Annotated in this window: 16 protein-coding genes and 1 pseudogene; 13 read left to right on the top strand and 4 right to left on the bottom strand. The window is 68.0% G+C overall.

Annotated elements, in window-relative coordinates:
* Window positions 1–56: 56 nt before the first annotated feature.
* The 5 genes and pseudogenes from AC07NI_RS12810 to AC07NI_RS12790 all read left to right on the top strand — a co-directional run bounded on the left by AC07NI_RS12810 (window position 57) and on the right by AC07NI_RS12790 (window position 7,668).
* Window positions 57–1,179, top strand: a pseudogene (locus AC07NI_RS12810) (methyl-accepting chemotaxis protein).
* A gap of 358 nt (window positions 1,180–1,537) precedes the next feature.
* Window positions 1,538–2,113, top strand: a complete 576-nt coding sequence (locus tag AC07NI_RS12805; RefSeq protein WP_494619475.1) for a hypothetical protein — start codon at window positions 1,538–1,540, stop codon at window positions 2,111–2,113.
* 67 nt (window positions 2,114–2,180) lie between these two features.
* On the top strand, window positions 2,181–3,446 hold the full coding sequence (locus AC07NI_RS12800) for an outer membrane beta-barrel protein (RefSeq protein ID WP_494619473.1): 1,266 nt from the start codon (window positions 2,181–2,183) through the stop codon (window positions 3,444–3,446).
* Between the two features lie 45 nt (window positions 3,447–3,491).
* Window positions 3,492–5,717 carry a GumC family protein gene (locus AC07NI_RS12795; protein ID WP_494619470.1) on the top strand — a complete coding sequence of 742 codons (2,226 nt, stop codon included), beginning with the start codon at window positions 3,492–3,494 and terminating at the stop codon, window positions 5,715–5,717.
* On the top strand, window positions 5,707–7,668 hold the full coding sequence (locus AC07NI_RS12790; protein WP_494619468.1) for an O-antigen ligase family protein: 1,962 nt from the start codon (window positions 5,707–5,709) through the stop codon (window positions 7,666–7,668). The genes AC07NI_RS12795 and AC07NI_RS12790 overlap by 11 nt, the downstream gene beginning before the upstream one ends.
* Here AC07NI_RS12790 and AC07NI_RS12785 read toward each other — a convergent pair.
* Window positions 7,662–8,315 carry an exopolysaccharide biosynthesis polyprenyl glycosylphosphotransferase gene (locus tag AC07NI_RS12785; protein ID WP_494619466.1) on the bottom strand — a complete coding sequence of 218 codons (654 nt, stop codon included), beginning with the start codon at window positions 8,313–8,315 and terminating at the stop codon, window positions 7,662–7,664. The two genes, AC07NI_RS12790 and AC07NI_RS12785, sit on opposite strands and share 7 nt — an antisense overlap.
* A gap of 198 nt (window positions 8,316–8,513) precedes the next feature.
* Here AC07NI_RS12785 and AC07NI_RS12780 point away from each other — a divergent pair, with 198 nt between their 5' ends.
* Complete coding sequence (locus AC07NI_RS12780) at window positions 8,514–8,666, top strand: hypothetical protein (protein ID WP_494619463.1); 153 nt, start codon at window positions 8,514–8,516, stop codon at window positions 8,664–8,666.
* Between the two features lie 137 nt (window positions 8,667–8,803).
* On the opposite strand, the gene AC07NI_RS12775 is transcribed toward AC07NI_RS12780, so the two are convergent.
* The gene (locus tag AC07NI_RS12775) at window positions 8,804–9,592 is read right to left on the bottom strand and encodes a transglutaminase-like cysteine peptidase (protein ID WP_494619459.1); all 789 of its coding nucleotides are present in this window, start codon (window positions 9,590–9,592) and stop codon (window positions 8,804–8,806) included.
* A gap of 308 nt (window positions 9,593–9,900) precedes the next feature.
* Between AC07NI_RS12775 and AC07NI_RS12770 the strand changes: the two genes are divergently transcribed.
* Both AC07NI_RS12770 and AC07NI_RS12765 read left to right on the top strand, forming a co-directional pair.
* Window positions 9,901–10,689, top strand: a complete 789-nt coding sequence (locus AC07NI_RS12770; protein WP_494619456.1) for a metallophosphoesterase family protein — start codon at window positions 9,901–9,903, stop codon at window positions 10,687–10,689.
* A gap of 103 nt (window positions 10,690–10,792) precedes the next feature.
* Window positions 10,793–11,389, top strand: a complete 597-nt coding sequence (locus tag AC07NI_RS12765; protein ID WP_494619451.1) for a polysaccharide biosynthesis/export family protein — start codon at window positions 10,793–10,795, stop codon at window positions 11,387–11,389.
* A 79-nt stretch (window positions 11,390–11,468) separates the two neighbouring features.
* On the opposite strand, the gene AC07NI_RS12760 is transcribed toward AC07NI_RS12765, so the two are convergent.
* Entirely contained in the window at window positions 11,469–12,119 is a 651-nt protein-coding gene (locus AC07NI_RS12760) for a response regulator transcription factor (RefSeq protein ID WP_494619445.1), read from the bottom strand.
* Window positions 12,120–12,517: 398 nt separating this feature from the next.
* Between AC07NI_RS12760 and AC07NI_RS12755 the strand changes: the two genes are divergently transcribed.
* The 5 genes from AC07NI_RS12755 (at window position 12,518) to AC07NI_RS12735 (ending at window position 20,858) form a co-directional block, all read left to right on the top strand.
* Window positions 12,518–13,627, top strand: a complete 1,110-nt coding sequence (locus tag AC07NI_RS12755; protein WP_494619440.1) for a hypothetical protein — start codon at window positions 12,518–12,520, stop codon at window positions 13,625–13,627.
* Window positions 13,624–14,115 carry a hypothetical protein gene (locus AC07NI_RS12750; RefSeq protein ID WP_494619434.1) on the top strand — a complete coding sequence of 164 codons (492 nt, stop codon included), beginning with the start codon at window positions 13,624–13,626 and terminating at the stop codon, window positions 14,113–14,115. Before AC07NI_RS12755 ends, AC07NI_RS12750 begins: the two co-directional genes overlap by 4 nt.
* A gap of 38 nt (window positions 14,116–14,153) precedes the next feature.
* On the top strand, window positions 14,154–15,221 hold the full coding sequence (locus AC07NI_RS12745; RefSeq protein WP_494619429.1) for a hypothetical protein: 1,068 nt from the start codon (window positions 14,154–14,156) through the stop codon (window positions 15,219–15,221).
* Between the two features lie 92 nt (window positions 15,222–15,313).
* Complete coding sequence (locus AC07NI_RS12740; protein WP_494620528.1) at window positions 15,314–20,335, top strand: hypothetical protein; 5,022 nt, start codon at window positions 15,314–15,316, stop codon at window positions 20,333–20,335.
* Between the two features lie 28 nt (window positions 20,336–20,363).
* The gene (locus AC07NI_RS12735) at window positions 20,364–20,858 is read left to right on the top strand and encodes a GAF domain-containing protein (RefSeq protein ID WP_494619424.1); all 495 of its coding nucleotides are present in this window, start codon (window positions 20,364–20,366) and stop codon (window positions 20,856–20,858) included.
* A gap of 1 nt (window position 20,859) precedes the next feature.
* On the opposite strand, the gene AC07NI_RS12730 is transcribed toward AC07NI_RS12735, so the two are convergent.
* Window positions 20,860–21,096 (bottom strand): hypothetical protein, encoded by a 237-nt coding sequence (locus AC07NI_RS12730; protein ID WP_494619419.1) that lies wholly within the window; start codon window positions 21,094–21,096, stop codon window positions 20,860–20,862.
* Window positions 21,097–21,137 lie beyond the last annotated feature (41 nt).

The raw sequence follows: 21,137 nt of genomic DNA, 5'->3' as shown, positions 1-21,137 counted from the left end.
CGCTCTCGGTTTGGGTGTGACCAACGGTGTCATCGCGCCGAGATGACGAGGGCGTCATCTTGCGTAAAGTGAGTCGATTGGACGGAAGTTTTGCGTGGGGACCTGCCGGTGATGGAACAAGACGCCAGTCTTCGTCCTGAACGGATCCTGGATTTGTCGGAGCGACTGTCCAGCGTCGCGGGCGAGAAGATCGGCGAGATCGCCCGGGTCAACCGGGCGGCCAAAATGCTGTCGATCAACGCCCTGATCGTGGCCGCTCGCGCGGGCGAGGCCGGCAAGGGCTTCGCCATCGTCGCCGAGGAATTCAAGAAGATCTCGACCGAGATCGACGCGGTGGCCGCCGCCCTGGACAGCCAGGTGCGCGCCGACCTCGACGAGCTGTCGGCCATCGGCGGGGCGATCCTGGGCCACATGCGCGGCCAGCGCCTGGCGGATTTGGCGCTCAACGCCATCGAGATCGTCGATCGCAACCTCTATGAGCGCACCTGCGACGTCCGCTGGTGGGCTACGGACTCCGCCGTGGTCGCCTGCCTGGCCGATGACGGGGACGCCGCCCGTCGCTACGCCAGCGAGCGCATGGGCGTGATCCTCGACGCCTATACGGTCTATCTCGACCTCTGGATCTGCGACACGAAGGGGCGGGTCGTGGCCAATGGCCGGCCCGGCAAGTATCCGGGCGTGGTTGGTCAGTCGGTCGCCGACGCCAAGTGGTTCCGGGATGGCATGCGCACGGCCACCGGCGACGACTTCGTGGCCTGCGACATCGAGAAGGCCCGCGCCCTGGGCGATGCGCCCGTCGCCACCTACGCCACGGCCATCCGCGAGGGCGGCCAGGCCAAGGGCAAGATCCTGGGCGTGATGGGCGTTCACTTCGACTGGCGGCCCCAGGCCCAGGCGGTCGTGGATGGCGTGCGTCTGACGCCGGAGGAGCGTGAACGCTCCCGCGTCATGCTGCTGGACCAGAAGGGCCGCGTCCTGGCCTCGTCCGACAACCAGGGCGTCCTCACCGAGGTCTTCCCGCTGGATGTCTCGGGCGGCGCGATGGGCAGCTATGCCGACGGCGACATCACGGTCGGCTACGCCCTGACGCCGGGCTACGAGACCTATGAGGGTCTGGGCTGGTACGGATGCTTGGTCCAGCGCCGGCAAGTTCCGGCCGTGACTGTGGCGGCCGCCTAGTCCTTAGCCGGATTAACTGCGAAATATTCGAACGACTTGATCGCCCAAGACGCGAAAGCGACCAGATTCTCGGCACTATCGATAGATTCTTGCAGCGCAGCATTGCCATGCGCGACCGCACATGGTTTTTTAAACGTAACCACAACCCAAACAGGATATCTGTGCATCTGTTGGGCGAAGGCACGCACGTCATATTCCTAGTCTAGATCGTCGTTAAGATTCTCTTTCGCGCGTAGATTGCATTGTAGGTGTGATCTTCGGGGAACGGTATCCCTAGGAAACGACGAAACCGCGTAATCCAGCTAGAGCATTCGTTTCTGGTGTCCTAAAGGGACGCCGTTCAATTGAGAGAGCAATCATGGCCTCCAACCGCACTCGCGCCCTGGCCCTAGGTGCAATCCTAGCGATCGCCCCGCTCGCCCTGGGCCCGGCTACCGTCCTGTCCGTCGCGAGCGCCGCGACCACGACGAAGAAGGATCAGGCGCTCGCGCTGATCAACAACGCCGTCAAGAACACCACCGCATCGGCGGCGTTCAAGGCCGCGGCGGCGAAGGGCGCGGCCGCTCAGGCCGTCCTGGATAACCCGAACGCCTCGGAAGCCGACAAGGCCCAGGCCAAGACCGATCTCGCCGACGCCCAGAAGGCTCAGGCGGATCTCCTGGCCGCCGCCGTCGCCGGCGCGATGCAGGCCGCGATCGCGGCCGGCGTGTCGCCGGGCGAAGTCTCGGCCGCGCTCGCTCAAGCCTCGGCGTCTGGCGTCGTTCCCGCGAACGTGGCGCTCGCCGCCGCTTCGCAGGCGGGGGCGACCTCGGCGACGACCGGGACCGGCGCTCCCAGCGCGGTGAACCCGGCGGGTCCGGCGGGTGGCGCGACGAACGCCCCGACGGCGCCGTTCGACCCGTGCGCCGGCGTGATCGCCGCCTACTGCGGCTAGGATTTAATGTTCAGGCGGATTGGCGCGCCACGACGTGCGCCGACCGCCTCTTGGTGGGGATTAAGCTATGCGACTTCTAACGTGTTCGGCCATTGCGGCCTGCATCGCGTTGACCGCGCCGCAAATCGCCCAGGCGCAAGACCTGGGTTCGCAATTCAAGCGCGATAAAAACGTCTCTGTTCGTCAGCGTCCGCGTCCGGACTATGAAGCGGTGGGCCAGAAGGCCGGCGGCTTCACGGTCTATCCGCGCGTGACCGTCGATCTCGAGCACAACGACAACATCTACGCCGTCGCGGCGGGCAAGACCGACGACAACATCTGGCGCGTGAAGCCGGAAGTGGCCGTCCGTTCGGATTGGTCGCGCAATGCTCTCGGCTTCTTCGCCGGCGGCAACGTGATCCGCTATGGCGACGAGAAGACCGAGAACGCCGAGGAATACACGGTGTCGGCCAACGGTCGCCTCGACGTGGCGCGCGGCTCGAACATCTCGGGCTCGGCCCAGTTCCAGCACCTGATCGAGCCCCGCACGGCCATCACCGCCGGTACGCCGGCCGGCGCCACGCCCAAGCCGGTGGAATACGACCTCACCAGCACCAACCTGACCGCGGTGAAGGAATTCAATCGTCTGCGCCTGACCGGCCGCCTGGACGACAAGGATTATAACTTCAAGGACCAGGGCGCGGCGTTCAACCAGAACCAGCGCGACCGCAACGAACTGTTCTACGGCGCCAAGGCCGAGTACGCGGTCAGCCCGGATACGGCCATCTATGCGACGGCCACCGGCAACAAGAAGAGCTACGACCTGGGCGGCGCGTCCGACCGGTCGTCGGACGGCTATGTCGTCGGGGTCGGCGCCAACGTCGAACTCTCGGATCTGGTGCGCGGCGACCTGCAGGTCGGCTACATGAAGCAGTCGTACGACCTGGCGGCGTTCAGCAGCATCAGCGGCTTCAACACCGTCGGCCGCCTCGAGTGGTTCCCGACCCAGCTGACGACGGTCGGCCTGAACGGCTCGCGCACGATCGAGGAATCGACGGCGCCGGGCTCGGCGGGCTTCATCTCCAACAACATCGGCGCGTCGATCGACCACGAACTGTTGCGGAACGTCCTGTTGTCGGCCGCCTTCACGCACGGCAAGGACAACTACAAGGGCATCAATCGCGACGACAAGCGCGACAACTTCTCGACGACGGCGACCTATCTGCTGAATCGCCGTGTGGCCTTGTTCCTGACCTATAATTACCTCAAGCAAAAATCCGAAGGCGACCCGGCGCAGCGGGGCTCGTCGTTCAAGGACAACAAGCTTATCGCTTCCGTGGCGTTGCAGTTCTAAGAACGTCCACAAAACGGCAAGGTTTGCCGATTACTGAGAGTAGTTATGGACGGCTCCGGTTTTGAATCCTCGAACGCTCCGGTGAATGACACCGGAGCGTTGTCTTTTGATCTGAACATCCTGATCGCGACGTTCAGGCGACGCTTCAGGCTTTTCGCGGCCGTGGCCGTGGTCGTGTTCGCGGCGGTGGTGCTGTTCACCCTGCAGCAGACGCCGCGCTACACCGCCACCGCGCAGGTGATGCTGGACGTCCGCAAGGAACAGGTCACCGACATGAGCGCCGTGCTCTCGGGCCTGCCCGCGGACACCGCCGTCGTCGACACCGAGGTCGAGGTGCTGCGGTCGCGCTCCCTGGCGGCGCGGGTCGTCAAGGACCTGAAGCTCGAGGAAGACCCGTACTTCAACCCCAGCCTGGCCAAGGCCAAGGGCGCGCGGGCCTGGCTGTCCTCGCTGAAGAAAGCGGCGGCGCCGACCACCAGCGTCACGAACGATCCGGTCGAGCTGCAGCGCCGTCGCGAGCATATCGTCGACAGCCTGCTGGGCGGCCTCAACGTCCGCCGCGCGGGCCTGACCTATCTGATCTCGATCGAGTACACCCACACCGATCCCAAGCGCGCGGCCGAACTGGCCAATGCGTTCGCCGATCTCTACCTGACCGAACAGCTCGAAGCGAAGTTCAACGCGACCGAGAAGGCCAACGAGTGGCTGGACACCCGCGTCGGCGAACTGCGCGACCAGGTCCAGCAGGCCGACGCGGCCGTGCAGCAGTACAAGATCGCGCACAACCTGCTGAGCGCCGAGGGCGCGACCCTCACCGAGCAGGAGATCTCGGGTCTTAACCAGCAGCTGGCGCTCAGCCGCGCCTCGCAGGCCGAGACCGACGCCCGCCTGAACATCGCCCGCCAGCAACTGGCCAAGGGCAGCACCGGCGAAGACGTCGGCGAGTCGCTGAACTCGCCCGTCGTCCAGCAGCTGCGCAAGCAGCGCGCCGAGAAGAGCGCCCAGGTGGCCGATCTCGGCGGCCGCTACGGCGATCGTCACCCCGACCTGCTGAAGGCCAAGCGCGAGCTGGCCGACATCGACACCCAGATCCAGGCCGAAATCCGCCGGATCATCTCGAACCTCGAAGCCCAGGCCCAGGTCGCGCGCCAGCGCACCGGATCGGTGGCGTCGAGCGTCTCGGTGTCGAAGGGCACGCTGGCGGGCAACAACCGCGCCAGCATCGGCCTGTCCGAGCTGGAGCGTAAGGCCCAGTCGGTCAAGACGCTGTACGAGAGCCTGCTGGGCCGCTTCAAGCAGACCACGACGTCGGAAGGCATCGAGCAGGCCGACGCCCGCGTGGTGTCGCCGGCCAAGATCCCGACCGGCCCCAGCTATCCCAAGCCTTCGCTGAACCTGGCGCTGGGCCTGATCCTGGCCGTGGGCGCCGGCATCGCCGCGATCGTCCTGGCCGAGATCCTGATGGCCGGCCTGTTCACCGAAGACGAGGTCGAGCGTCGCCTGGGCCTGCCGTATCTCGGCGCGGTCCCGACCCTGGGCACCACGGTCGACGACGCGAAGGTCCTGAAGGGCATGACGCCGCCGGACTACCTGCTGGCCAAGCCGCTCTCCAGCTTCGCCGAAAGCCTGCGCAAGCTGCGCGCCTCGATCCTGTTCTCCAAGGTCGGCGAGACCGTGAAGGTCATCGCGGTCACCTCGTCCCTGCCGGGCGAAGGCAAGACCACGACGACCTTCTCGCTGGCCCGCACCCTGGCCAGCTCGGGCGCCAAGGTGGTGGTGGTCGACTGCGACCTGCGCCAGAGCGCGATCAGCCAGTTCCTCAAGGAGCCGGCCTCGGTCGGCCTGCTGGAGGTCCTGAACGGCGTCGCCACCATCGAACAGGCCGTGGTCACCGACGAGAGCGGCGCGCACATCCTGCCGCTGGCAAAGTCGGCCTACACGCCGCGTGACGTGCTGGGCTCGTCGGCCATGCACAAGCTGCTGCAGGACCTGCGCGCGCGCTACGAGATCGTGCTGCTGGACACCGCGCCGCTGCTGGCCATCGCCGACACCCGCATCCTGGCGCCGCACGCCGACGCCGTGGTGATGCTGGTGCGCTGGAAGAAGACGCCGGTGAAGGCCGTGCAGTCGGCGCTGGCCCTGCTGCAAGGCACCCGCGCGTTCATCGCCGGCGTGGCCCTGACCCAGATGGATCTGAAGGCCCAGTCCCGCTACGGCTACGGCGACAGCTACTATTACTACGCCAACTACCGAAAGTACTATGCGGACTAGGACACGCACGGGCGGGGGCGCGTCCTCGCCCGGTGCGGCCCGGGCGCGAAAACTGCAAGTCTCCGAGGGCGTCGCGATCGGCGCCCTCGTCGCTTTCGTCCTGGCCGAGATCATCGCGTTCGGGGCCAGCGACGTGATGGTGGCCGCCGTGTTCGGCGCGCTGCAGGCCGCCTTTCTCCTGATCCTGCTCACGACCTGCAGCTGGGCCCGCAAGGTCCCCAGCGTCCTGACCGCGCCGTGGCCCGGCCTGCTGTTCGTCGCCTTGCTGGTCGCCGCGGCCTGGCCGCTGACCGCGTTCGGACCCGGTGGGGCGCATCCCGTCTGGAGCTATCTGGGCGCCGGCGGCGGATCGATCACCGTCGACCGCTCGACGTTGATCCTCAACCTGCTGCGGCTGGCGGGCCTGGCCTGCCTGTTCCTGGCGGCGCAGATCATCGGCGTGTCCGAGACCCGCCGGCGGGCGCTGGTCTGGTGGTTGCTGCTGGCCCTGGCGGCGTTCGCGGCCCTGGCGATCCTCAACCATGTCAGCCTGCGGGCCGGTCGGCGCCTGGACGCGACCCTGTTCAGCCCCAATACCGCCGCCACCCTGATGGGCGTGGGCGCGGTCTTCGCGGTGATGTTCTTCTCGCAGGCCATCCAACGCGCCGGCGGCGCCTTGCGCCTGGACCGGCTGAACCTGGACGCCAGCCTGAGCCTGGCCGCGTCGGCGGTGTTCATGGTCGCCCTGGCGCTGACGGCTTCGCGCGGCGGGATCTTCGCCACCGTGATCGGCCTGGCGGTGCTGCTGACCTGGCAGGTGCTGGCGCAAGGCAAGCGGGTGCGGGCGATCGCGATCCTGGGCGGAGCGGCGGCCTTGCTGGTGGTCGTGGGCGTGGCCATGCGCAGCGCCGACCTGACGGCCGCGCGTCTGGAGCATCTGGACGGTGACGTCGCCACCCGCAAGGCGATCTTCGACGCCCACTGGCAGGCCTTCCAGACCTCGCCGTGGTTCGGCTTCGGGCTGGGCTCGTTCCCGATCGTCAACCAGCTGATCACCACCACCGAGACCCTGCAGGTCCTGTACGACGTCCGCGCCACGCACAATCTCTATCTCCAGTGGCTGGAGGAGGCCGGCGTCGTCGGCGCCGGGGTCATGCTGGCCTGGCTGCTGGGCGCGCTCTGGCGCGTGGGCAAGGAGTCGACCAAGCCCGGCACGATCGGGGCCCTGGCGCGCGCGACGATCGCCGCCACGGTGCTCGTCCTGCTGCACGGCCTTTCGGACTTCGCCGTCCAGACGCCGGCCCTGCAGGCCCTGTTCGCCGTCGGCCTGGGCGCGATGACCGCGACCTCGGCCCCGCGCCGTCCGCGCGCCGAGCGCAAGGCCGACTGGACGACGACCATCTTCGCCGGCGTGGTCCTGGCGATCTCCCTGCTGTTCGCCTTGCCCCTGGTCGCCTCGCGGTTCGGCGGTGACCTTTCCGGCCTGCCGACGGCCTCGGCCGAGGTGCTGGCGACGCGCATCGAGGCGGGTCTGGCCCAGCCCAAGACCGACGCCGCCGAGCAGGCGCGCCTGGCGGCCCTGAGCCGCCGCGAGGTCGCCTTGCGGCCCGGCGCGGGCAGCGCCTGGCTGCGCAAGGCGGCGGTCGATTTCCAGCGTGGCGACCTGCCCGCCGCCAACCTGGCGCTGGCGCACTCGCTGGCCGTGGCGCCCTTGCAGACCAGCCTGTTCATCAGCCGCACGCGGCTGGCCTATGAGCACTGGTACGACCTGACCCCCGCCATCCGTGAGCAGGTCAATTACCAGGCGCATGTGGAGTTCGGCCGCTGGGGCGGCGAGGAGCGGCTGACGACGCTGGCCAACAGCGTCCAGAGCCCGACGGCCCGGATCGGCCTGGTGTTCCTGATCATGACCGAGCGGGGCGTGCGCGCCCAGGCCGAGGCGCAAGCCAAAGCGCAGGCCCAGCCTCAGTAGGCGTTCTCGGCGACCAGCAGGCTGGGGATGGTCAGGAGGACGATCTGGGCGTCCTTCAGGATCGACCAGGTCTGGATATAGACGATATCGGCCTCGACCCGCCTGCGCATGGCCTCGACCGTCTCCGTGCCGCCGCGCAGGCCCTTGACCTGGGCCCAGCCTGTCAGGCCCGGCCGCGCCTGATAGCGGGCGTAGTAGTCGGGGATCTGGGCCGCGTAGTAGTCGTCATGCGCCGCGGCGTGGGGTCGGGGGCCGACCAGGGACATGTCGCCGCGCAGGACGTTCAACAGCTGTGGCAGCTCGTCGATGCTGCTGGCGCGCAGGAACTGACCGACACGGGTGATGCGGTTGTCGCCGCGCTGAGCCTGGGTCAGGTCGGGGCCGTCTTCGCGGCAATGCATGGTGCGCAGCTTGAGGATCTGGAACCGCGAACCGCCGAGGCCGCCTCGGGTCTGCCGGAACAGGGCGGGGCCGGGAGATTCAAGCTTGATCAGCAGGGCCGCCAGCAGCAGCAGCGGCGCGAACAGCAGCAGAAGCAGGGCTGAAGCGACGATGTCGAGCGCCCGCTTATAGGGGTCTGATGCAACCCTTGGGAGCGGCTCGCGCAATCTTGGCGAGAGAAGCCCGGTATACGATCCCCCGTCCACCAGATAACCCTCTAACTTCCCCACCGCGTCGCGGACTGGTGACCAGTTCCTGCATCCTTAAACTAGCGCAAACCATTCACAGCGTCGCCGGGAAAAATACACGAGGCGCGCCAGATATGTTTAATGCACGTAGACTCTGTTCATTCACGGGCGATTAGCCGAGCCAGGATTACAGTCCTCACATCAGGAGTGTGATCGATGCTTGAAGCCAAGATCTCGTTTGTCCAAGTCGAAGCCACCGCGCCGGTGCGCGCCAAGCGCTTGCCGCCGCTGCTGGGGCTGGGCATGGGCGCTGTCATCTCGGCGGGCCTGTGGGGCGCGCTGGTCCTGGCCGTCTCGCACATCCTCTAAGCCTTCACCGTCGGTTCAAGACCGGCCTTAACGCCCGCTCATGACCTGAGCGGGCGCTTTCGTGTCTGCTGTTTCGCGTAACGAAAAAGCCCCGGACCTGCTGGTCCGGGGCTTTTGCCTTCAGGCCTGATGTCGGATCAGGCGATGGTGGTCCATTGCGACGTGCCGGGCACCTGGCGCTCGACCCAGTGGTAGTTCAGGTCACCCCAGGGCGTCGCCCACGGGGTCAGGTTGTCCAGCACCCAGTCGCCGCTCTCCAGCGAGACCATCAGCACGGCGTGGCTTTCGCCGCGGTTGGTGAAGGCGACGGCCATGGACAGGGCGGTCTCGGGCACGCCGGCCTCGATCAGCTGGCGGCGCTTCTCCAGCGCGTAGTCCTCGCAGTCGCCATACAGCTTGCCCTTCACCAGGCGCGGCAGCGCCCAGTATTCGACCTGGCCGTAGAGATCGATGTCGGTGGCCTTCTTGACCGTGCGATTGACCAGCTGGTTGACCTGGTTCAGCAGCTTCATCTGGTCGCGCTCGGGGCGCGTGGTCCAGGCGAGGGTGGTCAGGACGGGGGCGGGGGCTTGGGCGGCGGGCGCTGCGACGGCCTTGACCAGGCGCGGCTGGCCGGCGGCGACGAAGTCCTCGACCGTGGCCGGCGTCCAGGCCTGGACGACCTCGACCGTGATCAGGCGGACGGCGTCTTCGGCCTCCTGGGCGTTCGTCGCGGCGGTGTCGAAGTGGCGCGGGGCGATCGGGCCGACCGACGAGGTCGGGGCCAGGCCGGGGACGGCGCCCAGCATGGCCAGCTGGCTGGCGGGCGAACCGCAAGCGCTGGCGTCACGACGGCACAGCTCGGCGAAGCCCAGCGGGGCGCCGACATCCTGGCCGCGCGGCATGAACGGCGCCGAGCCGGCTTGAGCGCTGGCGCCGGACATCATCGCGATAGCGCTAACCAGACCCAGAACAATGTTACGTGTGTTGAACATGCTGACCCCGCTGTGTTCGTGGGGTCAGTATTCATTCGGGCCGCAAATTTGAGCTGAATTTAGATGGTATAATCTGGATGTTTAACTGTGGTAATTCTGAAATTAACTACAATGAAAGAGAAATATACTTGGTAAATTGAATAGCAATGATCATGATAAATTGCGAGTAAACGTCCCATGGCGCCGTTGAACTACGCTGCTGGCTGGGGCAAAATCGGCGATTATGGCTCCGGCGTTCGCTCGGCGCCTTGGCGAGTTCAATGTTCAAGTCCCTCTTCCGGCCCAAGTCCCAGCCGCGCAAAGCCTCGTCCACGGACGGTCGAATGGTTTATGCGGTGGGCGACATCCACGGACGTCTGGACCTGCTGGACGGCCTGATCGGGGCCGTGACCGAGGACTACCGCGCCACCGGGCGCGAGGATCCGCCGGTGCTGGTCATGCTGGGCGACTATGTCGATCGCGGCGCCCAATCCCGCGCGGTGATCGACCGGCTGATCCTGCTGAAGGGGCAGGCCGACGGCGGGCGGTTCGAGTTCCGCGCCCTGATGGGCAATCACGAAGAGACGCTGCTGCATTTCCTGGACGACCCGATGGCCGGGCCGTCGTGGGTCGAATACGGCGGCGGCGAGACCCTGGCCTCGTACGGCGTGCACCGCCCTGTGGGCCGCGCCGAGCCCGAGGCCTGGGAGCAGGCCCGCCAGGCCTTCCGCGCGGCCTTCCCGGCGGCCCACGAGGCCTTCCTGCGCCAGCTGGAGCTGGTGGTGGTCTATGGCGATTACGTCTTCGTCCACGCGGGCGTGCGCCCCGGTCTGCCGCTGGAGCGGCAGGTGGCCGCCGACCTGCTGTGGATCCGCAACGAGTTCCTCGACAATCCCCATGGCCTGAAGGCCACGGTCGTCCACGGCCACACGCCGGTCGAGGAGGCTTTCGTCGGACGCCAGCGGATAAATGTCGACACCGGCGCCTATGCGACCGGCGTCCTGACCGCCGTTAGACTTGATGGCGGTGAACCCAAGATCATCCAGTTCAGTAAAGCGCGTGCGGCCTAAGGCTCGATCTTGTTCATGTCACGGTCACGTGCGATGTGGCATTTCGATTTCCAAGTCTGATTAAGTCCCCAAGTTTCAAACGTCCAAGGTGAGACGCTTCGCGATGATCGGTGTTTCGAAACTCTCGCGCCTCTTTTCGATGCTGGCGCTGGTCGTCTGCATCGCCGCCGGCGCCTGGGGCGGCGCGGCGCGGGCCCAGGCGCCCGTGATCAGCGACACGCCCGTTCCGGCGGCGCAGTCGATGGACTACCTGCTGGGCGCCGGCGACAAGGTCCGCGTGACCGTCTATGGCGAGCCCACCCTGTCGGGCGAGTTCTTCGTCACCGGCAGCGGCCTGATGTCCCTGCCGCTGATCGGCGAGATCAAGGCGGGCGGCCTGACCGTCGGCCAGTTCCAGGACACCGTGCAGAAATCGCTCAGCGACGGCTATCTGAAGGAGCCGCGCGTCAGCGCCGAGGTGCTGACCTTCCGCCCGTTCTACATCCTGGGCGAGGTCGAGAAGCCCGGCACCTATCCCTACACCGCGGGCCTGACCGTGCTGAACGCGGTGGCCACGGCCAGCGGCTTCACCTACCGGGCCGACAAGAAGAACGTCTACATCAAGCACAACGGCGAGACGACCGAGGTGAAGGGCGCGCTGACGCCGTCGACCCAGGTCGCCCCGGGCGACACCATCCGCATCGGCGAACGCTTCTTCTGATCCCTGGAAGACAGCCCGACATGAACAAGGCCCGGCGGACAACCGCCGGGCCTTCGTCGTTCTGGGGCTGTGCGGCGGCCTAGACGGCGATCGCGCTCGAATTGGACTCCAGGATGGGGCGCATGGTCAGCAGGGCCTGGGCGCGGTTCTGGACGCCCAGCTTGCGGAAGATCACGGTCAGGTGGGCCTTGATCGCCGCCTCGGTGACGTGGAGGTCGGCGGCGACCTGCTTGTTCAGGCGGCCGTCGGCGATGTTCATCAGGACCTTCATCTGGGTGGCCGTCAGGCCGTCCAGGCGGCGGTTCAGCGCCGTCAGCTCCTGGCTGGCCGAGACCGCGCCGGTAAGAGCGGGGAACGGGCGCGCGCCCTCGAGCACGCTGCGCAGGGCGTGGGCGATCTCATCGATCTCGGCGGACTTGTGCAGGAAGCCCGCCGCGCCCAGCGCCTTGCACGAGCCGACCATCTGGTCGTCGCTTCGCGAGGAGAAGACGACGGTCGGGGTGTTGGGCAGGCGCTGATGGACCATGACCAGCACCGACAGGCCGCTGCAGCCCGCCAGGGCCGGATCCATCACCACCAGGTCGATCGTCGCGCCGAACCGACAGCCGTTGTCCATGGCGGCGAGATCGCCGACCTCGATGGTATGCGCCTTCGGCCAGACCGACAGGACGACGGTTCGGATGGCTTCGCGCATCAACGGATGGCTGTCGATGATCAGGACGCGTTTCACGGCGGAGGCTCTCGGTGGGCAACTGTTGCGAGCATGAAATGCCGAGACACATTCGTCGCCGCGCCAAGTGTCGCATCTCGGCTATGTCAGTTCGTCGACTTTCGTTCGTCGAGTGTCGCTCAAACCCTTATGGCGCTTGGGATGTCGATACTATGCAAACGTTTTTATCAATGACTTAGCTTCGCGCAAACGCTTGCGACAGGGTGACGCACGGGTTGTGCCTCATTTCTGGATCGCCTGTCGCGGTACGCATCTTAGGGCGAGTGCAAAGCGCATCTTCTCACTAGACGTTAGTCTACATATTCCCTTTTTGTTCTATTCTGGTAAGGTCCGGTTAGCTGTGATCGCTCGCTTCATGGGGCTCGATTTTTCGCCTCAGGAAGTTTCGCGCTCCACTCATGACCCATCCGGGCCCTCACAAGACCAGCAAGATCGCCGCCTCGCGCGGCGTATCGGCCTGCGCCCTGATCGGGGTCGCGGCGCTGGTCTGTGCGCCGGGTCTGGCGCGGGCGCAGTCGCAAAATCCGGCGGCCATGACGCCCGCCGCGACCATGATCGACAACGTCGCGAGCCTGTCCGTGACGACCGGCGACACGATCGCTTCGGTGAAGTCGAACGTCGTGTCGCTGCAGGTGCAGGAGATCCTCGACGTGCGCGTCGACGTCCTGACGCCCGAGGTCAATGTCGAGGCCAACAGCCACGACCAGCGCCTGGGCTTCCGGATCACCAACCTGGGTAACGGCTGGCAGGCCTTCGACCTGTCGATCTCGATCCTGGACGGCGACTTCGATCCGCACTCGTGCGTGATCTGGGTCGACTGGGATGGCGACGGCCAACTGGACACGACGCGCGATCGCCAGTCGACGGTCACCCCGGTCCTGGCGCCGGGCGCCTCGGTCGTCGCCTGGGTCTCGTGCAGCATCCCGACCAACGCCGTCCACGGCTCGCTGGGCCGCCTGCTGCTGCGCGCCTATCCGGCGGTGCTGCGGGGCGGCGCGACGCCGGGGACCATGGCGACCGCCGGCAATGGCGGCACCTTCGTCGTCCTGGGCAAGACCCTGCGTCCGCGCGTGCTCACCGGCGGCGGTACGGGCGGCGGCGGTACGGGTGGTGGAACTGGCGGCGGAACCGACGGCAGCACCAGCCCGCCGGCCACCTTCTATGTCGGCCGCGCCAACGCCCAACTGATCAAGACCCAGACCGTCACCGACGCCGCTGGCGGCGCGCGCGCCATGCCGGGCGCGATCGTCACCTACAGCCTGGAAGCCCGCTTCGGCGCCGGCATCGCCCTGCTTCAGGCCATGGTCTCCGATCCCATTCCCGCCGGCGCGACCTATGTCGCCGGCTCTCTCACCCTGGACGGTTCGTCGCTCAGCGACGCGGCCGACGGCGACGCCGGCGGCTTCGCCGACGGGGCCATCGCCGTCGGACTGGGGGACATCGCCGTCCCGACCGTCCGCACCGTCACCTTCAAGGTTCGCATCAACCCCCTCGGGAGCGCCTCATGACCAAGTCCCTTCTGCTGGCCGCCGTGGCGTCCGGCCTGTTCCTCTCCAACCTGGCCGGCGCCGCCGCCAACGCCCGGGTCGCCGAGCACGACGCCACCTTGACCTCCGCGGTCTTCAAGGAAGTCGAGACGCCGGGTCCCAAGGGCGCGGTGATGAGCCGCAAGCCCGCCGCCCGCATCACGCCCGGCGAGCAGGTCGTCTATGTGCTGACCTATCGAAACGGCGGCACGCGCCCGGCCGACGGCGTCGTCATCACCAATCCGCTGGCCCAGGACCTGGTCTATGCCGGTCCGGCCGACACCCGTCCGCCGATGGTCTCCATCGACGGCCAGACCTTCGGTCCGCTGACTTCGCTCAGCAAGGCCGCGGCCGGCGGCGCTTCCGCCCCGGCCACCGCCGCCGACGTCAAAGCCATCCGCTGGACCCTCGACCAACCCGTTCCGGCGGGCGGCGAGATCCAGCTGTCGTTCCGCGCCCGTCTGAAGTGACGCGCGCCTCCACCCAATCAAACAAAGCGGGGTCCATCATGAAGAACTCATTCCGTAGAGCAGCACTGGCGGGGGTCTCCGCCCTCGCCGTGGCGATGTGGGGGCCGATGGCCTCCGCCGCGACCGGCACCCAGGCCGGTACGAACATCAACAACACCGCCTCGGTATCGTACTCGGTCGGCGGCGTCAGCCAGACGCCGGTCGCCTCGAACATCGCCACCTTCGTCGTCGACCGGAAGGCCAATGTCATGGTCGCCGAAGTCGGCGGCGCGGCGACGGCGGTGTCCTTCGGCCAGACCGACCAGGTGACGACCTTCACCGTCACCAACACCACCAACTCGACCCAGGACTTCCGCCTGTTCGCGACCAATATCGGCCTGGGCCTGACGACCCAGCTGGGTCACACCGACAACTTCACCGTGACCAACATCCGGGTGTTCGTCGATTCCAACGGCAACGGCACTTATGACGCGGGCGTCGACACGGCGACCTTCATCGACGAGCTGGCCCCGGATCAGACCAAGACCGTGTTCGTCGTCGCCGATATCCCGGCTTCGGGCCCGGCCAGCGGCATTTCGGGCGTGCAGCTGACGGCCGTCGTCGCCACCGGCGGCGGCGCTGGACTGGGCGCCGACCTGACCCAGAGCCTGCTGGACGATCCGGCCCAGATCGACACCGTCTTCGCCGACGCGGCCGGCTATGTCGACGCCCTGCGCGACGCCCGCTTCAGCGCCGGCGACGAGTACAATATCGCCGCCCCGACCGCCCAGGTCACCAAGACCGCCGTGGTCATCAGCGATCCGCTGAACGGCGTGGTGACGCCCAAGGCCATCCCGGGCGCGGTCGTCGAATACTGCATCCAGGTCAAGAACATCGGCTCGCAGGCCCTGACCGGCGTCGGCGTCACCGACAACATCCCGGCCAACACGACCTATCTGCCGAACAGCACCTATGTCGGCGGCACGGTCCTGCTGGCCGCCTGCGTCTTCGACGGGGCCCAGGCCACCGACGGCAACGTGTTCAACGGCACGCGCATCGCGACGTCCATCGCCAACATCGCTGTTGGCGCGACGACCACGACGCGCTTCCGCGTGACGCTGAACTAGTCGCTTTCCAAGAAGGACGAAGGTTTCCCCCGGGCGGCTCCGCGCCGCCCGGCACGGGGCCGCATGCCAGAATGACATCCCTTTTGTCCCGCATGAAATTGGCGCTGACAGGCCTGGCGATCGCCGCCGGGCTCTGCACGCCCGTCCATGCGCGACAGACGACCCTGACCAATACGGCGCGACTGTCCTTTGTGACCGCGACGGGGGCCAGCGGCGTCAATTCCAACACCACTTCGCTGACCGTCACGCCGGGCAGAGCCCCCACGATCCGCCTGCTGCGCCTCGCGATCGGGGCCGAGGGCACGTCGCGAGACGTCAGCACCACGCAATGCCTGGTCGACGGCAAGGGCTACGGCCCGCCCAACCTCAACGGCGGCAACGAATTCGATCCGACATCGGTCAAGCTACGGCCGGCCACGTCGTTCCACGCCGGCGAGCCGGTGTTCATCGCCATCGACTCTCCGGACAACAATGTCGACGCGACCGCGCGCGACGTGATGACCATCACCATCAAGACCTCGCTGGGCGACAAGGAAACCCTGAAGGTCTCGGAGACCGGGGCCAATACCGGCAAGTTCCTGGGTTATATTCCGGCGACGGACGTTGAGCCTGCTCCGTTCGACTGCCAAATCTCGGGTCCGCGGGGCGGCGCCCTCGATGTCACCGTGGCCGATCTCTACGACGGCACCTCGGCGACGGCTTCCGCCCTGATCGACCCTTACGGCTACGTCTTCGATTCCCGCACCGGCAAGGCCATCGACGGCGCTCGCGTGACCCTGGTCGATCAGGAGACCGGCCAGCCGGCCACGGTGTTCGGCGACGATGGCGTCAGCGCCTATCCGTCCACCGTGATCAGCGGCGACAACGTCACCGACGCCGGCGGCGCGATCTATCAGTTCGCGCCCGGCCAATACCGCTTCCCGCTGGTGGCCTCGGGCCGCTACAGCCTGTTCATCGAGCCGCCGACCGGCTACGCCGCGCCGTCCACGGCCACCGAGGCGGCCCTGGCCAAGCTGGCCGCGCCCGATGGCGGCGCCTTCAAGATCCTGCCGGCCTCGTGGGGCGCGGCGTTCGACCTCGTCCAGACCGATCCGCTGCAGGTCGACATCCCGCTGGACAGCGGCAAGCGGCCGATCGTGATGCGCAATTTCATCAGCGGCCTGTCGCTGGAAAAGTCGGCCTCGACGACCAAGGCCGCGTTCGGCGACTTCATCCGCTACAGCCTGACGATCCGCAATCTGGGCGCCGGGCGCACCATCAACACGGTCCAGGTCAGCGACGTTCTGCCGCGCGGCTTCCGCTATGTGCGCGGCTCCTCGCGCCGCGACGATGGGTCGCTGGCCGACCCGCAGATCAGCGCCGACGGCCGCACCCTGACCTATGCGCTCGGCACGTTCGGTCCGCTGCAGGCCAGCAAAATCAATTACTTGGTCACGGTCGGTCCCGATGCGCCGACGGGCTGGGCGATCAATCGCGCCATCGCCACGGGGGCGCTGGGCGCCTCCAGCGGCGAGGCCCAGGCGCGCGTTCGTGTCGCGGCCCCGCCGCTGATGACCGACGCCGGCACCATCATCGGCCGGGTCACCGAAGGCGCCTGCGCCACCCGTCGCGAGGACGGTCGGGTCGGCGTGCCCGGAGTCCGTCTGGTCATGGAGGACGGCACCTTCGTGGTCTCCGATCGCGACGGTCTGTTCCACTTCGAGGGCGTGCGGCCCGGCATCCACGTGGTGCAGATGGACGCCGCCGCCCTGCCGGCCGGCTACGAGGCCGTGGCCTGTGGTCGCGACACCCGCATCGCCGGCCGCGCCTGGTCGCAGTTCGTCGAGATCGGCGGCGGCGGCCTGCAGAGAGTCGAATTCCGTCTCCGTCGCACCGCCTCGGCGCCCGGAGTCGCGCCGAAGACCGCGCCGATCGCCATCGACGAGGCCGCGCCGGGGACCATCGACTGGTTCGCCGGCCAGGAGCCGGGCGCGGACTTCGTGTTCCCCGCCAAGGACCACAACCCCGCCGTCCCGGCCATCCGCGTGGCCGTCAAGCATTCGCCGGGCCACCAGGTCAGCCTGACCCTCAATGGCGCGCCGGTCGATCCGCTGGCCCGCGACGGCGTCGAGACCAGCGCCGATGGGACCATGGCGGTCTCGCTGTGGCGCGGCGTGCCCCTGACCGAGGGGACCAACATCCTGGTCGCCAAGGTGGTCAACGCCATGGGCCAGACCATCGCCGAGCTGAAGCGCGAAGTCGCCTACGCCAACACTCCGGCCCGCGCTGAACTCGTCTCGGAAGCCTCCAGCCTGACCGCGGACGGCCTGTCGGCCCCGGTCATCGCCGTGCGCTTCACCGACCGCTTCGGCCATCCCGTCCGTCCCGGGACGATGGGGACCTTCGACGTCGCCGAGCCCTACGCCATCGCCGCCGATCCGAACTCCGACCAGCGCATGGCCGGCGAGGGTGCCCGCGCCGCCACCTGGCGCGTGCTGGGCGAGGACGGCGTGGCCCGTATCGCCCTGGCCCCCACCAGCCAGGCCGGCTCGGCCGTGCTGCGCTTCAAGCTGCCGGGCCTGGCCGACAACGCCGCCCCGACCGAGGTTCGCGCGTGGCTCAGCGCCGCCCGCCAGGACTGGATCGTCGTCGGCTTCGCGGCCGGCACGGCGGGCTACAACACCCTGTCGCGCCACGCCTCGCCCCTGGCCCGCAAGGACCGCGGCAAGACCATGGTCGACGGCCAGCTGGCCTTCTACGCCAAGGGCCGCGTCCGGGGTTCGTGGCTGCTGACCCTGGCCTATGACAACAAGCGCGCCAAGGACGACGAGCGCGGCCTGACCTCGACCATCGATCCGGACCGCTACTACACGGTCTATGGCGACGGCTCGGGTCAGGCCTATGACGCCGCCAGCCAGCGCAAGCTGTACATCCGCGTCGAGCGCAAGGCGTTCTACGCCCTGTTCGGCGACTTCCAGACCGGCTTCGACTCCACCCGCCTGGGTCACTTCGACCGTACGCTGAACGGCCTGAAGTTCGAGCGTCAGGGCAAGGTCATCAACGTCGCCGGCTTCGCCGCCGAGACCACCCAGGACCACGTCCGCGACGAGCTGCCGGGCTCGGGCCTGGCCGGCCTCTACCAGCTGTCGCACCGCGAGATCGTTCCGAATACGGACACGGTCACCATCGAGACCCGCGACCGCCTGCGCGCCGAGCGGATCCTGGCCAGCAAGACCCTGGTCCGCGACATCGACTACGACATCGACTACGCAACCGGCGCCCTGACCTTCCGCGATCCGATCCCGACCCGCGACGCCGACCTGAACCCCAATGTCGTAGTCGCCAACTACGAGATCGACGGCGCTGGCGAGCGCACCACCGAGATGGGCTTGCGCGTCTCCGCCGACCTGCTGAAGGGCAAGGCCACGGTCGGCGCCACCTATCTGCACGGCCGCCCGGGCGAGGCCCGCGCCGAGGCCGACCTGGTCGCCGCCGACCTGGTCGTCCGCCCCCGCGCCGACACCGCCATTCGCCTGGAAGCGGCCACCAGCCAGTCGGTCTCGACCGAGCGCCAGACCGCCTGGGTGGCCGAGGTCGAGCATCACTCGGCGCGCCTGGACGTGCTGGGCTACGCCCGCCAGGCCGACAAGGCCTTCGGCCTGAACCAGCAGAACCTGGCCGAGCTGGGCGCCCGCAAGGTCGGCGTCGACGGCAAGGCCCGCCTGACCCAGCGCCTGTCGCTGACTGTGGCCGCCTATCACGAGGACTATCTGGACAGCGGCGACCAGCGCGACGTCGTCGACGCCAAGGTCGATTACCTGGCCCCCGGCGGCCTGCGCCTGGGCGCCGGCGTCAAGGCCGCCCACGACACGCCGGAGACCGGCGAGGCCGTGCGCTCGGACCTGCTGACCCTGTCGGCCAGCCGCGACTTCCTGAACCGCCGCCTGCAGCTGACCGCCGCCTCGGACTTCGCCCTGGGCGACGCCGAGAGCCTGGACTTCCCGGTCCGTCGCCGGATCGGCGCGACCTTCGAGGTCCGCGAGGGCGTGCGCCTGCTGGCCAGCCGCGAGACGGTCGAGGGCGTCGGCTACAAGGCCGCCGTCATCGGCGGCGGCCTGGAGATCTCGCCGTGGAAGGGCGCGCGTCTGACCAGCGCCCTGAACCGCCAGGACCTGTCGGCCTTCGGTCCGCGCACCTATGCCCGCCTGGGCCTGGCCCAGAGCATCCAACTGAAGGGCGGCTGGAGCGTCGACGCCTCGATCGACTCCGCCAACACCGTGTCCGGCCGCGCGCCGGTCCCGAACACGATCAGCGACAAGGCCACGGGCGCGGGTCTGGCCACCGAGGACTTCACCGCCGTCAGCCTGGGCGCGGCCTTCCGCGCCGAGCGCTGGAGCTGGAACGGCCGGGTGGAAGCCCGCCGCGGCGACGTCGCCGACAGCTGGGCCGTCCGCACCGCCTATCTGCGCCAGCTGCGCGAGGGCGTCACCGCCGCCCTGACCGTCCGCGCCGACCAGACCAAGACGGCGACCGGCGCGATCTCGAAGGGCGCCGAAGTGGCCGGCTCGATCGCCTGGCGTCCGCTGGACAGCAAGTGGTCGGTTCTCGACAAGCTGGAGGTCCGCCGCGAGGAAGCCCGTGGGATCACGCAAGGCGCCGCCGCCGCCGGCTACGGCCCGACCGCCCGCGCCGACGGGATCTCGTCGAAGCTGATCAACAACCTGGCCGTCAATTTCGACAGCGACCGTGGCGATCACGAGCGCTGGGCGGTGCAGGCCAGCCTCTATCACGGCGCCAAGCTGGTGCGCGGACGCTTCGACGGCGAGGCCCGCACGAACCTGGTGCAGGTGATCGGCGCCGAGGCCCGCATCGACCTGAGCCGCAAGATCGATCTGGGCGTGAACCTGTCGCTGCGCCATGCCGGCAAGGACGGCGGCACGGCCTACGCCATCGGCCCGTCGGTCGGGGTCTCGATGGCCGAGAACACCTGGATCAGCGTCGGCTACAACGTCGTCGGCTATCACGATCCCGACTTCGAGGCCGCCGGCTACAGCCGCAAGGGCTTCTACATCACCGCCCGGGTGAAGTTCGACCAGAACACCTTCGCCGGCCTGCTGGGCGGGACGCGCCGATAATCGAAAGCCTTAGAAGGAGGAAACGCCCATGCGCATGCTGACCAGTCACGATCACGAGGAGCTGCTGCGCCTGGCCGCGCTGGTGCGCTCCAACATCCTGTCGGTGTCGCGCGATCCGGCCCTGGACCGCGTCGCGGAAGCCGCCAAGACCCTGTTCGGAGCGCTGGCCGGCATGGTCACCTTCGTCAGCGTCGACCGCCAGTTCTACAAGGGCCGGGCCGGCGTCGACATCGCCGACACCCCGCGCGACGTCTCGTTCTGCAGCCACTGCATCGAGTATCGAAACCTGCTGTGGATCGAGGACACGCTGGAGGACCCGCGCGTGGCCGACAATCCGTTCGTGGTGGGTGCGCCCAACGTGCGCTTCTACGCCGGGGCGCCGGTCCGTGACAGCGACGGCTGGCTGCTGGGCACAGTGTGCGTGGTCGACCTGGCCCCGCGCAAGTTCGACGCGGTGCTGTCGGAAGCCCTGATCGCGCTGGCGGCGGTGGTCTCCGAGCACCTGGCCGTCCACGGCGAATAGACTAGCCCGGGCCGTCGCCGCGCGGCTTGCGCGGCGCGGTCTTGATCATCTGCCGCACCAGGCTCTCGCGCCGGGCGGCCGGGGCCAACCGCGACAGGATCGCCCGGGCCTCGCGGGCCGCGTGCGGCGTCGGCATGCTGATGATCTCGACAGTTTCGGCCTGCGTCTGCTGATCGCGCCAGGTCAGGCGCAGCAAGGCGTCGTCATCCCCGGTCTCGATGCTGACGAGCCACTTCATCGGGCGGCCGAGGGCTGAATGTGTAAATTCACCCGATGACG

It is taken from the genome of Caulobacter sp. GW821-FHT10E02, from assembly GCF_059415225.1.
This window is presented reverse-complemented; position numbering and strand designations above follow the sequence as displayed.